Annotated in this window: 14 protein-coding genes and 1 tRNA gene; 7 read left to right on the top strand and 8 right to left on the bottom strand. The window is 76.4% G+C overall.

The features are described 5' to 3' along the window. Positions 1–14: 14 nt before the first annotated feature. The gene (gene nhaA / locus P3H78_RS24800; RefSeq protein WP_438828034.1) at positions 15–1,940 is read left to right on the top strand and encodes a Na+/H+ antiporter NhaA; all 1,926 of its coding nucleotides are present in this window, start codon (positions 15–17) and stop codon (positions 1,938–1,940) included. A 51-nt stretch (positions 1,941–1,991) separates the two neighbouring features. Here nhaA and P3H78_RS24795 read toward each other — a convergent pair whose 3' ends face one another. Both P3H78_RS24795 and P3H78_RS24790 read right to left on the bottom strand, forming a co-directional pair. Beyond that, positions 1,992–2,999: a Gfo/Idh/MocA family protein gene (locus P3H78_RS24795; protein ID WP_276111359.1), complete on the bottom strand. Its 1,008-nt coding sequence runs from the start codon at positions 2,997–2,999 to the stop codon at positions 1,992–1,994. 516 nt (positions 3,000–3,515) lie between these two features. After that, the gene (locus P3H78_RS24790; RefSeq protein ID WP_276111358.1) at positions 3,516–3,860 is read right to left on the bottom strand and encodes a cupin domain-containing protein; all 345 of its coding nucleotides are present in this window, start codon (positions 3,858–3,860) and stop codon (positions 3,516–3,518) included. 185 nt (positions 3,861–4,045) lie between these two features. Between P3H78_RS24790 and P3H78_RS24785 the strand changes: the two genes are divergently transcribed. Then, entirely contained in the window at positions 4,046–4,558 is a 513-nt protein-coding gene (locus tag P3H78_RS24785; RefSeq protein ID WP_276111357.1) for a hypothetical protein, read from the top strand. Between the two features lie 102 nt (positions 4,559–4,660). Here the strand turns inward: P3H78_RS24785 and P3H78_RS24780 are convergent, their stop codons facing one another. The 3 genes from P3H78_RS24780 to P3H78_RS24770 form a co-directional block, all read right to left on the bottom strand. Beyond that, positions 4,661–5,413 (bottom strand): helix-turn-helix domain-containing protein, encoded by a 753-nt coding sequence (locus P3H78_RS24780; RefSeq protein WP_276111356.1) that lies wholly within the window; start codon positions 5,411–5,413, stop codon positions 4,661–4,663. Between the two features lie 219 nt (positions 5,414–5,632). Continuing rightward, positions 5,633–6,133 (bottom strand): SH3 domain-containing protein, encoded by a 501-nt coding sequence (locus tag P3H78_RS24775; protein WP_276111355.1) that lies wholly within the window; start codon positions 6,131–6,133, stop codon positions 5,633–5,635. A 197-nt stretch (positions 6,134–6,330) separates the two neighbouring features. Next, positions 6,331–6,744, bottom strand: a complete 414-nt coding sequence (locus P3H78_RS24770; RefSeq protein ID WP_276111354.1) for a VOC family protein — start codon at positions 6,742–6,744, stop codon at positions 6,331–6,333. 562 nt (positions 6,745–7,306) lie between these two features. Here P3H78_RS24770 and P3H78_RS24765 point away from each other — a divergent pair. Both P3H78_RS24765 and P3H78_RS24760 read left to right on the top strand, forming a co-directional pair. Beyond that, the gene (locus tag P3H78_RS24765) at positions 7,307–7,528 is read left to right on the top strand and encodes a serine hydrolase (RefSeq protein ID WP_276111353.1); all 222 of its coding nucleotides are present in this window, start codon (positions 7,307–7,309) and stop codon (positions 7,526–7,528) included. A gap of 113 nt (positions 7,529–7,641) precedes the next feature. After that, a tRNA-Pro gene (locus tag P3H78_RS24760) sits at positions 7,642–7,715 on the top strand. A gap of 63 nt (positions 7,716–7,778) precedes the next feature. On the opposite strand, the gene P3H78_RS24755 is transcribed toward P3H78_RS24760, so the two are convergent. After that, positions 7,779–10,343, bottom strand: coding sequence for a CHAT domain-containing protein (locus tag P3H78_RS24755; protein ID WP_438828038.1), 2,565 nt, complete (start codon positions 10,341–10,343; stop codon positions 7,779–7,781). A 150-nt stretch (positions 10,344–10,493) separates the two neighbouring features. Between P3H78_RS24755 and P3H78_RS24750 the strand changes: the two genes are divergently transcribed. The 3 genes from P3H78_RS24750 to P3H78_RS24740 are packed head-to-tail and all read left to right on the top strand — an operon-like array spanning position 10,494 to position 13,047. Continuing rightward, complete coding sequence (locus P3H78_RS24750) at positions 10,494–11,930, top strand: S8/S53 family peptidase (RefSeq protein WP_276111351.1); 1,437 nt, start codon at positions 10,494–10,496, stop codon at positions 11,928–11,930. Next, positions 11,927–12,565, top strand: a complete 639-nt coding sequence (locus P3H78_RS24745; protein ID WP_276111350.1) for an RNA polymerase sigma factor — start codon at positions 11,927–11,929, stop codon at positions 12,563–12,565. Before P3H78_RS24750 ends, P3H78_RS24745 begins: the two co-directional genes overlap by 4 nt. After that, positions 12,562–13,047: a hypothetical protein gene (locus tag P3H78_RS24740; protein WP_276111349.1), complete on the top strand. Its 486-nt coding sequence runs from the start codon at positions 12,562–12,564 to the stop codon at positions 13,045–13,047. The genes P3H78_RS24745 and P3H78_RS24740 overlap by 4 nt, the downstream gene beginning before the upstream one ends. A 136-nt stretch (positions 13,048–13,183) precedes the next feature. Here the strand turns inward: P3H78_RS24740 and P3H78_RS24735 are convergent, their stop codons facing one another. Both P3H78_RS24735 and P3H78_RS24730 read right to left on the bottom strand, forming a co-directional pair. After that, the gene (locus tag P3H78_RS24735; RefSeq protein WP_276111348.1) at positions 13,184–14,413 is read right to left on the bottom strand and encodes a cytochrome P450; all 1,230 of its coding nucleotides are present in this window, start codon (positions 14,411–14,413) and stop codon (positions 13,184–13,186) included. Positions 14,414–14,474: 61 nt separating this feature from the next. Continuing rightward, positions 14,475–15,272, bottom strand: a complete 798-nt coding sequence (locus P3H78_RS24730) for an N-formylglutamate amidohydrolase (protein WP_276111347.1) — start codon at positions 15,270–15,272, stop codon at positions 14,475–14,477. Positions 15,273–15,327 lie beyond the last annotated feature (55 nt).

Genomic DNA, 15,327 nt, shown 5'->3' with positions numbered 1-15,327 from the left:
GGACCACGACCCCCATGCACGAGGCGTCCCCGACCCGGCCGGAGCCGCCGCCCGGCCCGCCCATGACCGGCCGGACCGTCTGCGGCGGCGGCGCCCGCAGCCCGCTCCTGGCCTTCCTGCGGACCGAGACCGGCAGCGCCGCCGTGCTCCTCGCGGCCACCGTCGCCGCGCTCGTGTGGGCGAACGCCTCCCCGGACACGTACGAGGCCTGGTGGCACACCCGTCTGTCGCTCGCCTTCGGCCCCGCGGGCGTGTCCCTGGACCTGAGGGAGTGGGTCAACAGCGGGCTGATGACGCTGTTCTTCTTCGTGGTGGGGCTGGAGGCCCGCCGCGAGTTCGACATCGGGGAGCTGCGCGAGCGCCGCCGGCTCGCGCTCTCCGCGATCGCCGGCACCAGCGGCATGCTCGTCCCCGTGGCCGTCTTCCTGGCCCTCAACGCCGGACAGGACACGGCGCGGGGCTGGGGCACCGCCATGTCCACCGACACGGCCTTCGCGCTCGGCTTCCTCGCCGTCCTCGGCTCCCGGCTGCCCGCCGGGCTGCGGGTGTTCGTGCTCGGCGTCACCGTCGCCGACGACTTCCTCGCGCTCGCCGTCATCGCCCTCGCCTACAGCGGGTCCGTGTACGTCCCGGCCCTGCTCGCCGCGGTCGGCGTGCTCGCCGTGCTGCTCGGCCTGCGCGCCGCGGGCGTACGCGTCTCCGCCGTCCACCTCCTGCCCGCCCTCGCCCTGTGGGCGGCGCTGCTGCGCTCCGGCGTGGACCCCGTGGTCACCGGCCTCGTCATGGGTCTGCTGACCTCCGCCCACCCGGCCCGGCGGCACTCCCTCGAACGCGTCAGCCGCCTCTTCCGCAACTTCCGCGAGCAGCCCACCCCCGAACTGGAACGCACCCTGCGCCGCGGCCTCGCCGCCTCCCTCCCGCCCAACGAGCGGCTCCAGCGCATGGTGCACCCCTGGACCGGCTACGTCATCGTGCCGCTGTTCGCCCTCGCCAACGCGGGTCTGCCCGTCTCCCCGAGCCGGCTCGCCCACACCCTCGCCTCGCCGGTCACCCTCGGCATCCTGATCGGCTACGTCGCCGGCAAGCCGATCGGCGTCGCCGGCTCCACCTGGCTCGCCGCACGGCTGAGCCGTGGCCGGCTGCGTCCCTCGATCGGCTGGGGCGCCGTCGCCACCGGCGGCGGGCTCGCGGGGGCCGGCTTCACGGTGGCCCTGCTGATCGCCACCCTCGCCTTCGACGGCGCCCGGCTGGAGGAGGCCAAGACCGGCGTGCTGGCCGCCGTCGTCTGCTCCTTCCTGCTCTCCTGGCTGATCACCCGCGCCCTCGCGCTGCTGCCCCCGCCCGCTCGCGCCCGCGCACTGCTCGGCGGCGGCGAGACCGTCGTCGACCTCGCCGAACCCGTCGACCCGGGGCGCGACCACGTCCGCGGGCCGCCGTCCGCGCCAGTGACGCTCGTCGAGTACGGCGACTACGAATGCCCGTACTGCGGGCTCGCCGAGCCTGTGGTGCGCGCACTGCTCGCCGAGTTCGGCGACGACGTCCGCTACGTGTGGCGGCACCTGCCGCTGACCGACGTCCACCCCGACGCGCAGCTCGCCGCCGAGGCGGCCGAGGCCGCGGAACGGCAGGGCCGCTACTGGCCGATGCACGACGTCCTGATCAGCCACCAGGGCGACCTGCGGCCACCGGACCTGCTGCGCCACGCCGAGGCCACCGGCCTCGACACCGACCGTTTCCGCCGGGACCTGCGGGAGGGATCGGGTGCCGAGCGGGTCGCCGAGGACGTGGAGTCAGCCGATCTCAGCGGGGTCTCCGGCACCCCCACCTTCTTCGTCAACGGCCGCCGCCACCACGGCGCCTACGACATCGCCACCCTCTCCGCCGCGGTCCGCGCCGCCCGGGAGCGCGCCGTCCTCGCGGCCCCCCGCCCGCGCCGCTGACCGCCGGGGCCCGGGCCACCCGCTGCCGCGCCGCCGGCCGCGCGGTCCCGGTCACCCGCCGCCGCGCACCTCGTCCAGACGCACCGGGCGGTGCTCGTGCAGGGACAGCGTGCACGCCTCCGCGATCCACCCGGCCTCCAACGCGTCCGCGACGGTGCACGGGGAGGCCAGGCGCCCGGCCACCACCTCGGTGAAGGCGGCCAGTTCGGCGCGGTAGGCGTCGGCGAAGCGGTCCATGAAGAAGTCGTGCGGCGGCCCCGCCGGGAACACCGTGCCCGGCTCCGCGGACCGCAGTGGCAGCCGGTCGTCGAGGCCGACGGCGAGGGAGTCACGGAAGCCGTGCAGCTCCATGCGGACGTCGTAACCACGGGCGTTGTGGCGGCTGTTGGACACCACCGCCACGGTGCCGTCGTCCAGGGTCAGCAGCGCCCCGGTGGTGTCGGCGTCACCCGCCTCCCGGATGTAGTCGGCGCCCCGGTTGCCGCCGACGGCGTACACCTCCGTCACCTCGCGCCCGGTCACCCAGCGGATGACGTCGAAGTCGTGCACCGCGCAGTCGCGGAAGATGCCGCCGGACGCGGCGATGTACGCGGCCGGCGGGGGCGCCGGGTCGAGCGTGGTCGACCGCACGGTGTGCAGGGGGCCCAGCTCACCGGCGCGCACGGCCGCCCGGGCGGCGGCGAAACCGGCGTCGAAGCGGCGGTTGAAGCCGATCTGCACCGGCACGCCGCCGCCCCGCACCGCCTCCAGGACCGCGACGCCCTCCGGCATGGTGCGCGCCACCGGCTTCTCGCAGAAGACCGGCACCCCCGCCTCGACGGCCGCCAGGATCAGCGCCGGATGGGCGTCCGTCGCGGCCGCCACGACGAGACCGTCCACCCCGGCGGCGAGCACCGCCTCGGGCGAGTCGGCGATCTCGGCGCCGAACCGCTCGGCGGCCGCCTTCGCGGCCCGGGCGACCGGGTCGGCGACGACCAGCGACGCGACCGCGTCGAGTCCGGACAGGGTCCCGGCGTGGAAGGCGCCGATGCGGCCGAGGCCGAGGATTCCGATGCGCATGAGCTCCGCTGCTCCTTCGTGTCGAGGGTTCCGTACGGCGGGCCGCCGGCCGGTTCGGTCCGGGGCGCCGGGCGCGTTCTGGTTCCGGTCGAATCACTGCGCCGCCCCCCGGCACCGGCTCCGCGGTCCTGTCATTGTGGTCGGTGTTGTCCGTACAAACCCCTCGAACAGCCGGGGCCGCCAAGAAGCCCTCGAGGAGCCCCGCAGGGGCCATCCGTTCCCGATCCGCGCGATCGCACGCCCGACCGGGCTCGGCGAGGCCACCGCCGACCGGGTGTGCCACGGGCGGGGCGGTGTGCGGGAGAGCGCGCGGAGGGTGACGCCACGACCTGCCGCCGCGGAGCCGTGCGGGCCGACGCGGGGTGTGCGGCCTCGGCCCGGGCGTCGGTCGACCGTGCGGCGGCCCGGTGTGCGGCCTCGCCCCCGGCCGCCCGGTGCGCGGCCCTGATCCGGTACGGCCGTTTCGACCGCGGGCCGGTCGCCCGACCGGCGGCCGTGCCGGCTGTCGCGGCGCGCTCAGAGGGTCACGGCGTACACCTTGCGCAGTGTCTCGTGCACCGTCCAGGTCGTCCGGTCGCCCTCGCGCAGCACCGCCATGTCGCCCGGGCCGACGTGCAGCGTCGGGCCGTCCTCCACCTCGATCGTCGCCGAGCCGCTCACCACCACGAACACCTCGTCCGCCTCGGTGTCCGTGACCACGCCGGGGGTGATCTGCCAGATGCCGCGCGCCCGGCGGCCGTCCGCCGACTCCCAGACCACCTTCCCGGTCACCTCGGGCGTGCCGGACACGATCTGCGTCGGGTCGAGCGGCTCGGGCACGAGGTCGGCGTCGGGGACGTGGAGCGCGAAGCTGTGGGTCATGCGGCGACCCTAGCCGGGCCGCGCGACCCGCCGACGTCGACAGGGTGTCCGTGATCGGCACGGGTGCCCTGACACTTCGTCGCCCCGGCGCGGCGCCGCCCGGCCGCCCGGTGGAGTGGCGCCCGCAGGCGGGCCGGGTGATCGTGGACAGGACCGTCCTTCCGCGCCCGCGAAGGGGGCAGCCCATGGCGGACACCACGCAGGCCGCCCGCACCACGCCCGCGCGCGACACCCGCTCCATGGTGGTCTTCGGCGGTGTCTACGGCGCCGTGGTGGCCAGTGCCATGGTGGCCGCGCTCACCGAGTACGGGCACAGCACGCGCGGGGACCGGCGCTACGACGCCGCCTGGCTGCTGGTGACCGCCTTCGCCTCCGCGCTGGCCCACGGCTACGCGCACTACATCGCCGAGCGCGGCCCGCGCCGGCGCGGTCAGGCCCTGCGGGCCCTGGCCGCGGAGTGGCCCCTCGTCGTGGCCATGCTGCCGACCGCCCTGATCCTGGCGGGCGCCGGCTGGGGCTGGTGGCCCGCCGACCGGGTCGAACTGCCCGCCTTCGTCTTCAACATCGGGCTGCTGTTCGTGCTCGGCCTGCTCTCGGCCCGGTGGGCGGGGCGCCGCTGGCCCGCGGCGCTCGTCACGGGTGTGGGCGACGCGCTGCTCGGCCTGTTCGTGGTCGTGGCGAACGCGCTCATCAAGTGAGGGGCGCCCACGCGCCCACGCGCCCACGCGCCCACCGCTCGGCCGCGTGACGGGCGCCGGCCGTCCACGGGTGCTTGGGCGCCGGCGGGTCCCGCGGCGGGGTCAGGGCTGCTGGGCCGCGTCGGCGTCCAGGCCCGTGCACGCCAGCTTCCCGGCCACCTCGGCACACGCCTCGACGCCCCTCGGCGAGGGCACCGCGAGCATCGGGCTGGTGTCCCCGCGCACGTCGTCGGCGGAGTACGTCGCGGACAGCGCGTCCTCGCCCGCCCGCACCGAGACCTCCCGGGCGACCGCGCCGCTCACCCGCACCTGCGACCAGGCGGTGCCGCAGGAGGGCGAGTAGCGCAGCCGCACGGTGTAATCCGCGTCGGCCACGGTGCTGCGGGTCTGGGCGTCCCCGGCGCACGCCGAGGCGCCGGGCAGCACACCCTGGCAGGCCCGTCCGTGGCACCGCTGACCGGCCATCACCGCACGCGCGCCCGGCACACCGCTCCCGCTGGGGGCGACGAGGGCCGCCACGACCGCGGCCACCGCGGCCAGCACCGTGAGCGCCGGCAGCGGGCCGCGCCCGGTCCGCGCCGGGACGGGCGCGCCTCCCTGCGCGGGCCCGGGCGCGCTCGCCGTCTCCCACAGGGCCAGCGCGCGGGCCGGATCCGCGCCGGCGAGCCGGGCGAGCGCCTCGACGGCCGAGCGGGGCGGGGGCTTGATCCCGGTGAGGTAGCGGTGCCAGGCGGACTTGCTGTACGGCGTCCGCTGAGCCAGTGCCGCCAGGCTCAGCCCCGTACGGTCCCGGAGCTCGCGCAAGCACGCCGTGAGCTGCTCGTCCGACGGTGCCGCTGCTGGGGGCTGCCGCATGATGCGTCTCCCGACTCCGCTACCGCTTTGGGCGTTTCACCCCGGTTGTCGGAAAGGTTTCCCGGGTTCGGGGTGCCGCCACACCTCCGGGAAGGGTGAGGACGGTGAGGCGGAGGGGGCCGGGCGTGTCGAGGGCCCGCCCGGGGGCGTGCGGGCCCGGGCGGGCCGATCCGTCAGGTGCTGCGGGTCAGGACCACGGGAGTGCGGACCTGCCCGGCGTCAGCACCAGGGCAGGGCGGTGCGGACGCGCACGTAACGGGCGGAGACCCAGCCCCGTGCGTACGTCAGCCGGTACCACTGCCGGTTGCCCCGCACCCAGGAGCCGTGGGTCCGGCAGGTCAGTGCCAGCGCGCGGTGCGCGTGCCGGACCCCGATCACCCGGTAGCCGGTGCCCGGCCCGCTGCGCACGTTGAGCGGGAAGTGCACGGTGGTCACCCGCCCGACCGGCTGCAGCACCCGGCGGTGGACGGTGAGCCGGCCGATGGGGCGGAGGCAGTGCGTCCGCCGGGCCGGGTGGAGACGGTGCACCGGACGCACGGCCCGGTGCGCGGCGGGCGCCTGCCCCGCGGGGAGGGTCACCGGCGCGGGGAGCAGACGGGGTGCGGCCGCGGACGCCGAAACCTGCGGGACCGGGGCGACCGGGGCGGCGTGCGCCGAGGGCGCGAGCGCGAGGACCGCGACCGCCGTCAGCAGGCCACCGGTGAGGGACCGTCGGATCATGGAAACCTCCGGGCTGTCGTTCCAGCGACCACATGACGTGATCACTCGTCACCCAGCGTTTCCGGGGTGGCGGCCCGTGATGTCGTCCCCGCGTCCCGGGGACACCGGGGACGTCCCCGGGAACGAGGCCGCACGGCCCGCCGCCCGCCGACGCCCGAGGTCACGGCGTCCCTCGGGCCCCGGCGCGTGACGACCCGTCAGGAAGGCTCCCCGGGAAGCGTCAGCTGCCAGGAGACGCCGAACCGGTCGTTCACCCAGCCGAACTTGGCGCTGAAGCCGTACGACCCCAGCGGCATGAGCTCCGAACCGCCCTCGGCGAGCGCGGCGTACAGCCGGTCGATCTCCTCCTCGCTTCCGCACTCCACGGCGAGCGACAGCGCGGGGGTGAAGCCGAAGTCGTGCCCCGCGCTGTCGATGCACTGGAAGTCCCGGCCCGCCAGCGAGAACACGGCGTGCCGGACGGTGCCCTCGGCGCCGGGGCCGTCGGGGCCGTAGCGGGTGACGCGGACGACCTTCGCGTCGTCGAAGAGCGAGACGTAGAAGTCCATCGCCTCCTGGGCGCGGCCCTCGAACATCAGGAACGGGGTGATCCTCTGTGCCGACGCGGCCATGCTGCCTGCTCCTTCGGTGTCGTCCGGACGCGGAGCCGCGGGAGTGGGGCCCGGGCCGCCGCGACGCCATTGTGTCCCGCCGGCCGCCCGGAGCCGCCGTGCCGTGCCGCCCGATGTCCTCCGCTCCGTCCGCTGTCCTCCGCTCCGCCCGATCGTCCTGCCCGTCGTCCCTGCCCCACCGGGCCGGGTCGCGCCGCCGCGCGCACAGCGGACCCATGGTGCGTAGGCGGACCGCCCTGCTGTGCGCCGCCGCGCTCCCCGCCACCGCGGCTGCCACGGCCCCCGCAGCCCCGCCCGGACCCGGCTGCACCGCGACCGACCGGCCCGGGGACGACCGGGCCCGCACGGTCGCCGACATCGTCCGGACGGCACCCCGCGACCTGGACCTCAGGTCCGCCCTGGCCCGGGTCACCGTCGACGGGCACGAGGTGGTGACCGCGGCCGCCGGCGAGCCGGTGTCCGGAGTCCGGAGTCCCGGCCACGCCCGGCATGCACGTCCGGGTCGGCCCGGCCGGCATCGCCTACCTCGGCACCGTGCTGCCAGCTCGTCGACGAGCACACGGTGGGCCTCGACGACCCGGTCTCCCGCCGGCTGCCCGACCTGCCGCGCGGCGACCGGATCACCCTGCGCATGCTCGGCGACTCGACCTCCGGCCTGCACGACCACGTCACCGACCCGGCGTTCGTGGAACAGCTCTACGCGGACCCCTTCCGCCCGTGGACCCCGCCGGAACTCGTCGGCATCGCGACCGCCCCGGCCCCGAACCACCCGCTGAACCCCTGAACGCCCCGGGACCCCGTACCCGCCGGGGCCGCCACGCGGCCCGCGACCGGCCCACCGGTCCGCGTGCGGTAGGCTTCACCTGGTCGTTCACACGGGACACCGTGGGGACGCACCGGGACGTGGCGCAGCTTGGTAGCGCACTTGACTGGGGGTCAAGGGGTCGCAGGTTCAAATCCTGTCGTCCCGACAGCGGCAGAGCGGTTCGGAGGGGTCCCGAGGGACCCCTCCTGACCGTTTTCCGGGGCATCGCTCAGGCCGCTCCGAAGGCCGTGAACGCCCAGCCCGTGGACTGGTGGACCGCGTCGCCCGGGAGGGCGGAGCGGGCGTCGCGGAGGGACTCCGCGAGGGACAGGCCCGCGTCCAGGCCCTTGTGCAGGGCCAGCATCAACGGGACCACCGCCGCGTCGTTGACGGGTGCGCTGCACGCCACCACGCCCGCCGTGCCCAGCGGCAGCAACGCGGACACCAGACCGAGGAGTTCGTCGGCGCCGACCGAAGCGAAGCGGGCCGTGTCGCAGCAGGACAGGATGATCCGGTACGGGCTGCGGGCGAGCCGTTCGAAGTCGTGCACGATGAGCGGGCCGTCCGCCATCGCCAGGGACGAGAAGAGCGGGCTGTCGGCCCGGAAGGCGCCGTGCGCGGCGATGTGGGCGAGCGTCGCCCCGTCGAGCTCCCGCAGCACCCGCGCCGCGCGCGCCGAGCCGCCCTCCAGCACCGTCGGCGCGCCGTAGCGGCCCGCCAGCTCCGGCACCTCCGCGCCGCCGGTGGCCAGCCCCGGACCGCGCACCAGCACCTGCCGGCCGCCCGCCGGGGGACGCACGGCCCCCGCGCGCAGCCAGCTGCTCGCCGACGGCGACACGCTCAGCACCCGCTCGCGCAGCGACGGCAGCAGCGCCCACGGCACCCGGTGCAGCGAGGCCGGCGGCACGACCACCACCGGGCCGGAGCCCAGGTGCCGGGCGGCCGGGCCCAGCAGCAGCTCCTCCAGCCGCCGCCCCGCCGCCTCGACCAGCGGCAGCCGGGCCTGGCCGCCGGGGTGCGCGAGGCGCCGCAGCCCGGCCTGCACGTGCTCGGCCTCCGCCACCGCGTCCGCGAGCCGTCCGGCCTCGTAGCGCCGGACCCGGCCCGCCCCGCACAGCAGCACGTGCACCCGCCCGTCCAGCACGGCGAGTTCGACGAGCCGTCCGTCACCGAGCCGTGCCAGCAGGGCCCGTGGGTCGAAGCGGTCGCCCGTGCCCGGAGCCGCGCCGCGCAGCCGCAGCGTGCGGGACCTGATCTCCCTCTCCAGACGCCGCTGTTCACGGTCCAGCGCGGGCACCGGCCGGCCGTCCTGCCGGGCCCCCTCGGCCCGCGCCGCGATCTCCCGGAAGGCCGTGAGCCCGCTCAGCAGCGCCGGGTCCGCGGGCGGCCGGGTGGGCGGCGCGGACAGCACCGTGGCCCGCCAGCGCTCGCTCCACGCCAGCAGCCGCCGCGGATCGCCCGACGCGAGGCACGCCTCCTGGGCCAGCGCGGCCAGTTCGGTGCCCTGCGCCGTCGCACGCGCCCGCAACTCCGAGGCGCCGAGCGTCATCCGGTGGTCGTCCAGGACGTCCAGGCCGCGCCGGCACGCCTCCAGCACGCCCCGGCCCGAACCGGCCGCTCGGGCCCGCAGCGCCTGCGCGGCCCAGCCGGTCATCCGGGCGAGCGGCGGACCGCCGTACCGGCTGCGCGCGGCGACCGCCAAGTGCCGCTCCGCATCGGCCGGACGCCCCAGCGCCAGGGCGATCCGGCCGGCCAGCAGCGACGCCTCCGGCGCGGCCGGGGAGCCGAAGGACCTCAGCCGCTCGGCGACGGCGGCGGCGTCCGCGACCATCCGGCCGGTGCGCCGGCCGGTGCCCGCCCTCGCCTCGATCAGCACCAGCCGGGCGTGTGTCTCCCACCAGGCGCGCCGCTGCCCGGCGAACAACCGGACGGCCACGGCCGCCCGCGCGAGCGCCGTGTGCGGGTCGCCGGTCAGCCGCGCCGCGCGGGCCGCGGCCAGCAGCAGCTCCGCCTTCCGGGTCGACTGCCCCCCGATACGGTCGAGCCGGGCGATCGCGGTGTCCGCCTCGGCCAGCGCCTCCGGGGCGAGCCCGGCGGCCATCAGCACCTCGCAGCGGCGGATGTCGAGCATGAACGTCGGCGTGCCGAGCTTGCCGTACCGCTCCTCCGCCTCGTCCAGCAGCCGCAGCGCCGCCGGGATGTCGCCGCGCCGGAAGGCCGCGAGACCCCGGCTCTCCACCGCGTCCGCCTTGTCGTGCTCCTGGCCGGTGGTGTCCCACAGCACCTCGGCCGCGGAGAAGTCGGCGTCGGCCCGCTCCACCGCGCCCAGCGCCAGATGCACCGTGGCCCGCAGGGTGAGCGCCCGCGCCGTCCAGATCACGTCGTCCGCCTGCCGGAGGACGGGAACGGCCCGGCGCACGTCCTCCAGCGCCTCGGAGTGGCGGCCCAGCACCCACCACACGTACGCCCGCCGGTACAGGACCCGGGCCCGCGTGTGCCCGGTGCCCCGCGCGACCCCGCGGTCGAACGCCTCCAGACCCTGCCGGGTGCGCCCCGCGTGCACCAACGCGACCCCCAGCGTGGCCAGGACGTCGGCCTCCCGGTCGGCGGAGTCCGCGCGCGCCGCCAGGTCCCGGGCCCGCCGCAGATGCCGCAACGCCAGGCGCAGATCGCCGAAGTCGCGCTGCCAGATGCCGATGACCTGGTGCGCCACCGAGGCGTGCAGCGGCGGCGGACGGTCGTCCAGCACCTCCGTGGCCTGCGCCAGGGCCTCGCCGGGCGCCGCGAACACCATCGGCAGAAGGTCGAGCACCGCCTCGCTTCCCGCACTCACCCCACGGATGGTAGTGGCCGCCGTGACCGCGTCATACGGTGCTGCGCTGTATCACGCGGGGCCCCCGCGGCTCAGACTGTCGACCACCGCCACCACGGGAGGGAACGCGCCATGGCACCACAGCGATTCCACGAGCAGTTCGACCAGATCCAGCGGGCGATGCCCGGCGTCCCCCTGGCGATGGGGCCCGACGACTCCGCCGAGTTCCTCTACGAGAAGGGCGTCGTCCTCGCCCGTGACGGAGAGGAGGCCCGCCTGGTCGAGGACGCCGTGCGGAGCCACTTCGCCGGGACGGCCGGCCTGAGCGCCGACCACGTGCGCCGGAGCGGCCCGGACACCAACCGCTCGGGCGTCACCCGCATCCGCGTGGGCGACCCCGGCGAGGGCGACCGCAGCGGCGACCCCGCCGTCGGACACGCGCTGCGGGCGCTGCGGCAGCACGAGGGCCGCGCCGGGAGGCGGCTGGTGAGCCGCAACCACGTGGTGTCCGTCGCGGTCAACGCCTGTCCCGGCGACGAGCCCGTGCCCGCCCCGCTCGGCGCGGGCACCAACCCGGCGCCCGCGGACACGCCGTACGACGCGGACGGAGCGGTCGGCGTCCTCGTCATCGACACCGGCCTCATGCACGACTACCGCTCCCTGCCGCTTCTCGCGCACGTCGACGGCGACACCCAGACCACCGAGTGCGACGACCGGGGCGTCCTCGGGCAGTACGTCGGCCACGGCACCTTCATCGCCGGGCTCGTCGCCGCCGTCGCCCCCAGCACCGACATCACCGTGCTCGGCACCCTCGACGACGCCGGCGCCGTCCTGGAGTCCGAGTTCGGGCACCGGCTCTTCGAGGCCGTCGACACGCACGGCTGGCCCGATCTCATCAGTCTTTCCGCCGGCACCTCCAACGGCCGCACCGACCAACTGCTCGGCGTGCACGCCTTCATGGAGGCACTGCGCACCCGCGACACCCTGCTCGTGGCGGCCGCCGGCAACAACTCCAGCGCCACGCCCTTCTGGCCCGCCGCCTACGCCGACCAGCCCGACTTCGCCGACGTGGTGCTGTCCGTCGGCGCGCTGCGCGGCGACGGCGAACACGGCGCCTGCTTCAGCAACCACGGCCACTGGGTGAAGGCGTACGCCCCCGGCGAGCGGCTCACCAGCGCCCTCACCGGCTTCGCCGCGCCCGTCCCGTACGTCTACCAGCACTCCACCTACGACGCCTGCCGCTACGGCTTCGGCTACGCCTGCACCTGCCAGTTCCCGCGCCACACCGGTGTGTTGAGCGAGGAGCGCGGGGCCCGGTCCGGCAAGGCCGACCAGGTGATGTTCGAAGGGCTCGCGCACTGGAGCGGGACGTCCTTCGCCACCCCCGTCGCCGCCGGCATGGTCGCCGCCCACATGACGGCGCATCAGGAGCGCGACCCGCGTGCCGCCCGACGCCAACTCCTCGCGGCCAACACCGAGTACGCCGAGGTGCGCGGGGCGCACGTACCGGCGCTCCGCCCGCCCACCTGGCGCCCGGCCCCGGTCGCCCGACACGCTCCGCGGACATGAGGAGCGGAGCCTTCCCCACCACGGCGTACGATGTCTTGCCGTACACGAGGGGTGGGGACGTGGACCGAGCAGATGTCGGCGCGCTCGTCCGGTCCGCCGTCGACGGCGACGCGGCGGCCTGGAAGGCGTTGGTGGAGGGGCTGAGCCCGCTGGTGTGGTCGGTGGTGCGCGCGCACCGGCTCTCGGACGCCGACGGGCACGAGGTCTACCAGACAGTCTGGTTCCGCTTCGCCCAGCACCTCGGGCGCATCCGCGAGCCGCACAAGGCCGGATCCTGGCTGGCCAGCACCGCGCGGCACGAGTGCCTGCGCACCATCCGCAGCCTCAACCGGCTGACGGTGACGGACGATCCGCGCCTGCTCGACCGGGTCAGCGAGGAGCGCACGCCCGAGCAGTCGCTGCTCGACTCCGAGGAGGCCGCCGCGCAGAGCGAGCGGATCCGCAGGCTGTGGCAGGAGTTCGAGGCACTCGGCGAGCGCTGCCGTCAGCTGCTGCGGGTGCTGATGGCCGCTCCGCCCCCGAGCTACCAGGAGGTGTCCGCCGGGCTGGGCATCGCCGTGGGCAGCATCGGACCACTGCGCCAGCGCTGCCTGCGGCGGCTGCGCGCCCGACTCGACGCCCGGGGGGCGCTGTGAGCGGCCACGACGACGGCGTCCTCGCCGAGGGCGGCCGCGGCCCCGACGAACCGGACACCGGACCGCTGGAGGAGGAGCTGCGGCAGGCGGCCGCCATCCTCGACCCGGTCCCCGCCGAGCTGCGCCGGCTGGCCGTCGAGGCGTTCGCCCTGCACGACCTCGACGCCCGGCTCGCCGAGCTCACCTTCGACTCGCTGGTGGACGCGCTGCCGGTGCGGGGCGCGACGGACGTGCCGCGCATGCTGACCTTCCGCGCGGGCGGGCTGACCGTGGACGTCGAGGTCGGCGGGGACGGGCTGCTGGGGCAGCTGATCCCGCCCGGGCCCGCCCGGATCGAGGTGCTCAGCGGGCCCCGGCCGGGAGTCCCGATCGTCGCCGACGAACTGGGCCGCTTCGCCGGGGACGCCCCGCCCGCGGGGCCGTTCGCGCTGCGCCTGCGGACCGGCGGGGAGACGGTGGTCACGGAGTGGCTCCGGGCCTGAGCCGCCGCGCGGTCACGGCCCGGCTTCCCGCGCCGCCCTGCCGCCGGAGCGCTCCCGCACGGGCCCGCAACGGGAGGGCCCGCGCCGCACGGCGACCAGAGCCCCTCCGGTTCCGCGGGGGGGGGTCCCGCTCCCCTCACCAGCGGACGGGCAGGGTCTCCGGGCCGCGGATCATCGTGCTGCGGCGCCAGGCCACCTGGTCCGCGGGGACCGCCAGCCGCAGTCCGGGCAGCCGGTCGAGGAGCGTGCCGACCAGCAGTTCGGTCTGGAGGCGGGCGACGACGGCACCCGTGCAGTAGTGCGGCCCGTTGCCGAAGGCGAGATGCGGGTTGGGGTCGCGGTCGGGGTCGATCCGGTCCGGGTCAGGGAAGACCTCCGGGTCGCGGTTCGCGGCCAGGTACGAGACGTACACGGGGTCGCCCGCCGAGATGCGCACCCCGTGCAGCTCGACGTCCTCGAGCGCCACCCGGGCCAGCCCGACGCTGCTGCGGTGCGGGACGTGGCGCAGCAGCTCGTCGATCACGGGGCCGCGCCCGTCGGGGCGCTCCCGCATCCGTGCCATCAGCTCGGGCCGGGTCAGCAGCAGGAACAGCATCTGCCCGCAGTTGTGGGTGACGGCCTCGCCTCCGATCTGCAGCGGACCGGCGAGCCCGACGGCCTCGTCCTCGCTGATCTCGCCCCGGCCGACCGCGGCGCCCAGCAGCGACAGGACGTCCTCGGCGCCGCTGTCGCGGCGGGCGCGGATGGTGTCGGCGATCCAGCCGTACATACCGGCCTTGGCGCGGTCCGCGGCCGTGGCCCCGCCGCGCAGGGAGATGATCTGCCGGGTCCAGGTGCGCACCTGCTCGCGGTCGCCGGCAGGCACCCCCATCACCTCGCTGACCACGGCGATCGGGAAGGGCTCCAGCACCCGTTCCACCAGGTCCGCGGGCGGCCCGTCGCGTACGACGCCGTCGACGAGCCCGTCGAGCGTCTCCTGCGCCCGGGGCCGCAGCCGCTTCATCGCGCGCACCGTGAAGGCGCCCGCGAGCGGCTTGCGGAGCCGGTTGTGGTCGGGCTGGTCGGCCCAGGCGAGGGAGCCCGGGCGGGGCGCGAAGTGGGGGGCCAGCCGGGTCACCTGACGGCGGGTGACCTCGGTACGGCTGAACCGCGGATCGTTCGTGATCAGCTTGACGTCGTCGTACCGCGTGACCAGCCAGGCCCACCCCTCGCCGTGCGGCAGGCGGATGCGGGTGATCGGGCCCTCCCGCATCAGCTCCGCGAGGACCGGGTCGAACTCCGTGCCCTCCAGGTCGAGCGCCGGCCAGTCCCGTACGGGAGGCTGCGGCGTCGCCCCGTCGGCCGGCGCGGTGATCTCCTGCGTCATGCGTCCACCTTGGCCGCGGCGGGGCCGCCTGTCGCGCGGGAGTGCTCCAGCCGTGCGGCGGTCAGCCGCCGACGCCGTCGACCAGTGCGGCCAGCGCCGCCGCGAGCCGGGACAGGCCCGGCCCCGCGGGACCGCCCGGCTCGGCCATGTAGCCGTCCCTGCGGATCTCCACCATGAGCGCGCTCACCCGCTGGTCGCGGCCGTGGAAGTCCAGCGGGACGTAGACACCGGCGAACGGGGTGTCCAGCGCCGTCCCCCCGCAGCCCGCGAAGGCGGTCCGGGCCAGGTCGGCCAGCTCCGGCGGGGTGTGGAACGCGTCGGTGCCCAGGCACACGGGCGGGCGGGGACCCGCGCCGTGCAGCTCGTAGGGCAGCGCCCCGGTCGGGTAGGAGTGCACGTCGACGATCACGGCCCGGCCGGTGGCGGCGAGCCGGCCCGCCACCGCCCCGGCCATGGCCCGCGCGTACGGGCGGAAGTAACGGGCGAGCAGCGGCTCCGGGTCGGCGTCCGCCGGGCGCAGCACGGCCCGGTGGGAGGTGCGGGTGTAGACCGCCCCCATGCCCGCCGAGAGCATCTCCTCCCGCTCGTCCGGGAACCGCTCGGGGTCGACGACCAGCCGCGACAGCCGGTTGACGAACCGCCACGGGGCGACGGCGCACCGGCCGGCGGCCTCCTCGGCGAGCCGGTCGGTGTGCGCGTCGGTGAGGTGGTCCAGCTCCCCCTCCAGCGCGGCGTCGTCCAGGGCGATCCCGGCGCGCACCTCGGCGGGGACCGTCCGGGACGCGTGCGGCACGTGCAGGATCACCGGCGAGGCGGGGTCGCCGGGCAGGAGCGAGAAGGACGGCGCGGCGCCGGGCACGGGACTCCTCCGGGGGCGTTGTCAGTGGGGCGGGGCATGATCAAGGTGTCACATC

The sequence above is a fragment of the Streptomyces tropicalis genome, from assembly GCF_029269835.1.
Classification (GTDB): domain Bacteria; phylum Actinomycetota; class Actinomycetes; order Streptomycetales; family Streptomycetaceae; genus Streptomyces; species Streptomyces tropicalis.
Note: the sequence above shows the minus strand (reverse complement) of the source record. Positions and strands in the feature narration are given on the sequence as shown.

Coding starts and splice junctions, on each gene's coding strand:
- nhaA (WP_438828034.1), top strand. CDS start 15: ATGCACGAGGCGTCCCCGACCCGGCCGGAGCCGCCGCCCGGCCCGCCC.
- P3H78_RS24795 (WP_276111359.1), bottom strand. CDS start 2,999: ATGCGCATCGGAATCCTCGGCCTCGGCCGCATCGGCGCCTTCCACGCC.
- P3H78_RS24790 (WP_276111358.1), bottom strand. CDS start 3,860: ATGACCCACAGCTTCGCGCTCCACGTCCCCGACGCCGACCTCGTGCCC.
- P3H78_RS24785 (WP_276111357.1), top strand. CDS start 4,046: ATGGCGGACACCACGCAGGCCGCCCGCACCACGCCCGCGCGCGACACC.
- P3H78_RS24780 (WP_276111356.1), bottom strand. CDS start 5,413: ATGCGGCAGCCCCCAGCAGCGGCACCGTCGGACGAGCAGCTCACGGCG.
- P3H78_RS24775 (WP_276111355.1), bottom strand. CDS start 6,133: ATGATCCGACGGTCCCTCACCGGTGGCCTGCTGACGGCGGTCGCGGTC.
- P3H78_RS24770 (WP_276111354.1), bottom strand. CDS start 6,744: ATGGCCGCGTCGGCACAGAGGATCACCCCGTTCCTGATGTTCGAGGGC.
- P3H78_RS24755 (WP_438828038.1), bottom strand. CDS start 10,343: ATGGTGTTCGCGGCGCCCGGCGAGGCCCTGGCGCAGGCCACGGAGGTG.
- P3H78_RS24750 (WP_276111351.1), top strand. CDS start 10,494: ATGGCACCACAGCGATTCCACGAGCAGTTCGACCAGATCCAGCGGGCG.
- P3H78_RS24745 (WP_276111350.1), top strand. CDS start 11,927: ATGAGGAGCGGAGCCTTCCCCACCACGGCGTACGATGTCTTGCCGTAC.
- P3H78_RS24735 (WP_276111348.1), bottom strand. CDS start 14,413: ATGACGCAGGAGATCACCGCGCCGGCCGACGGGGCGACGCCGCAGCCT.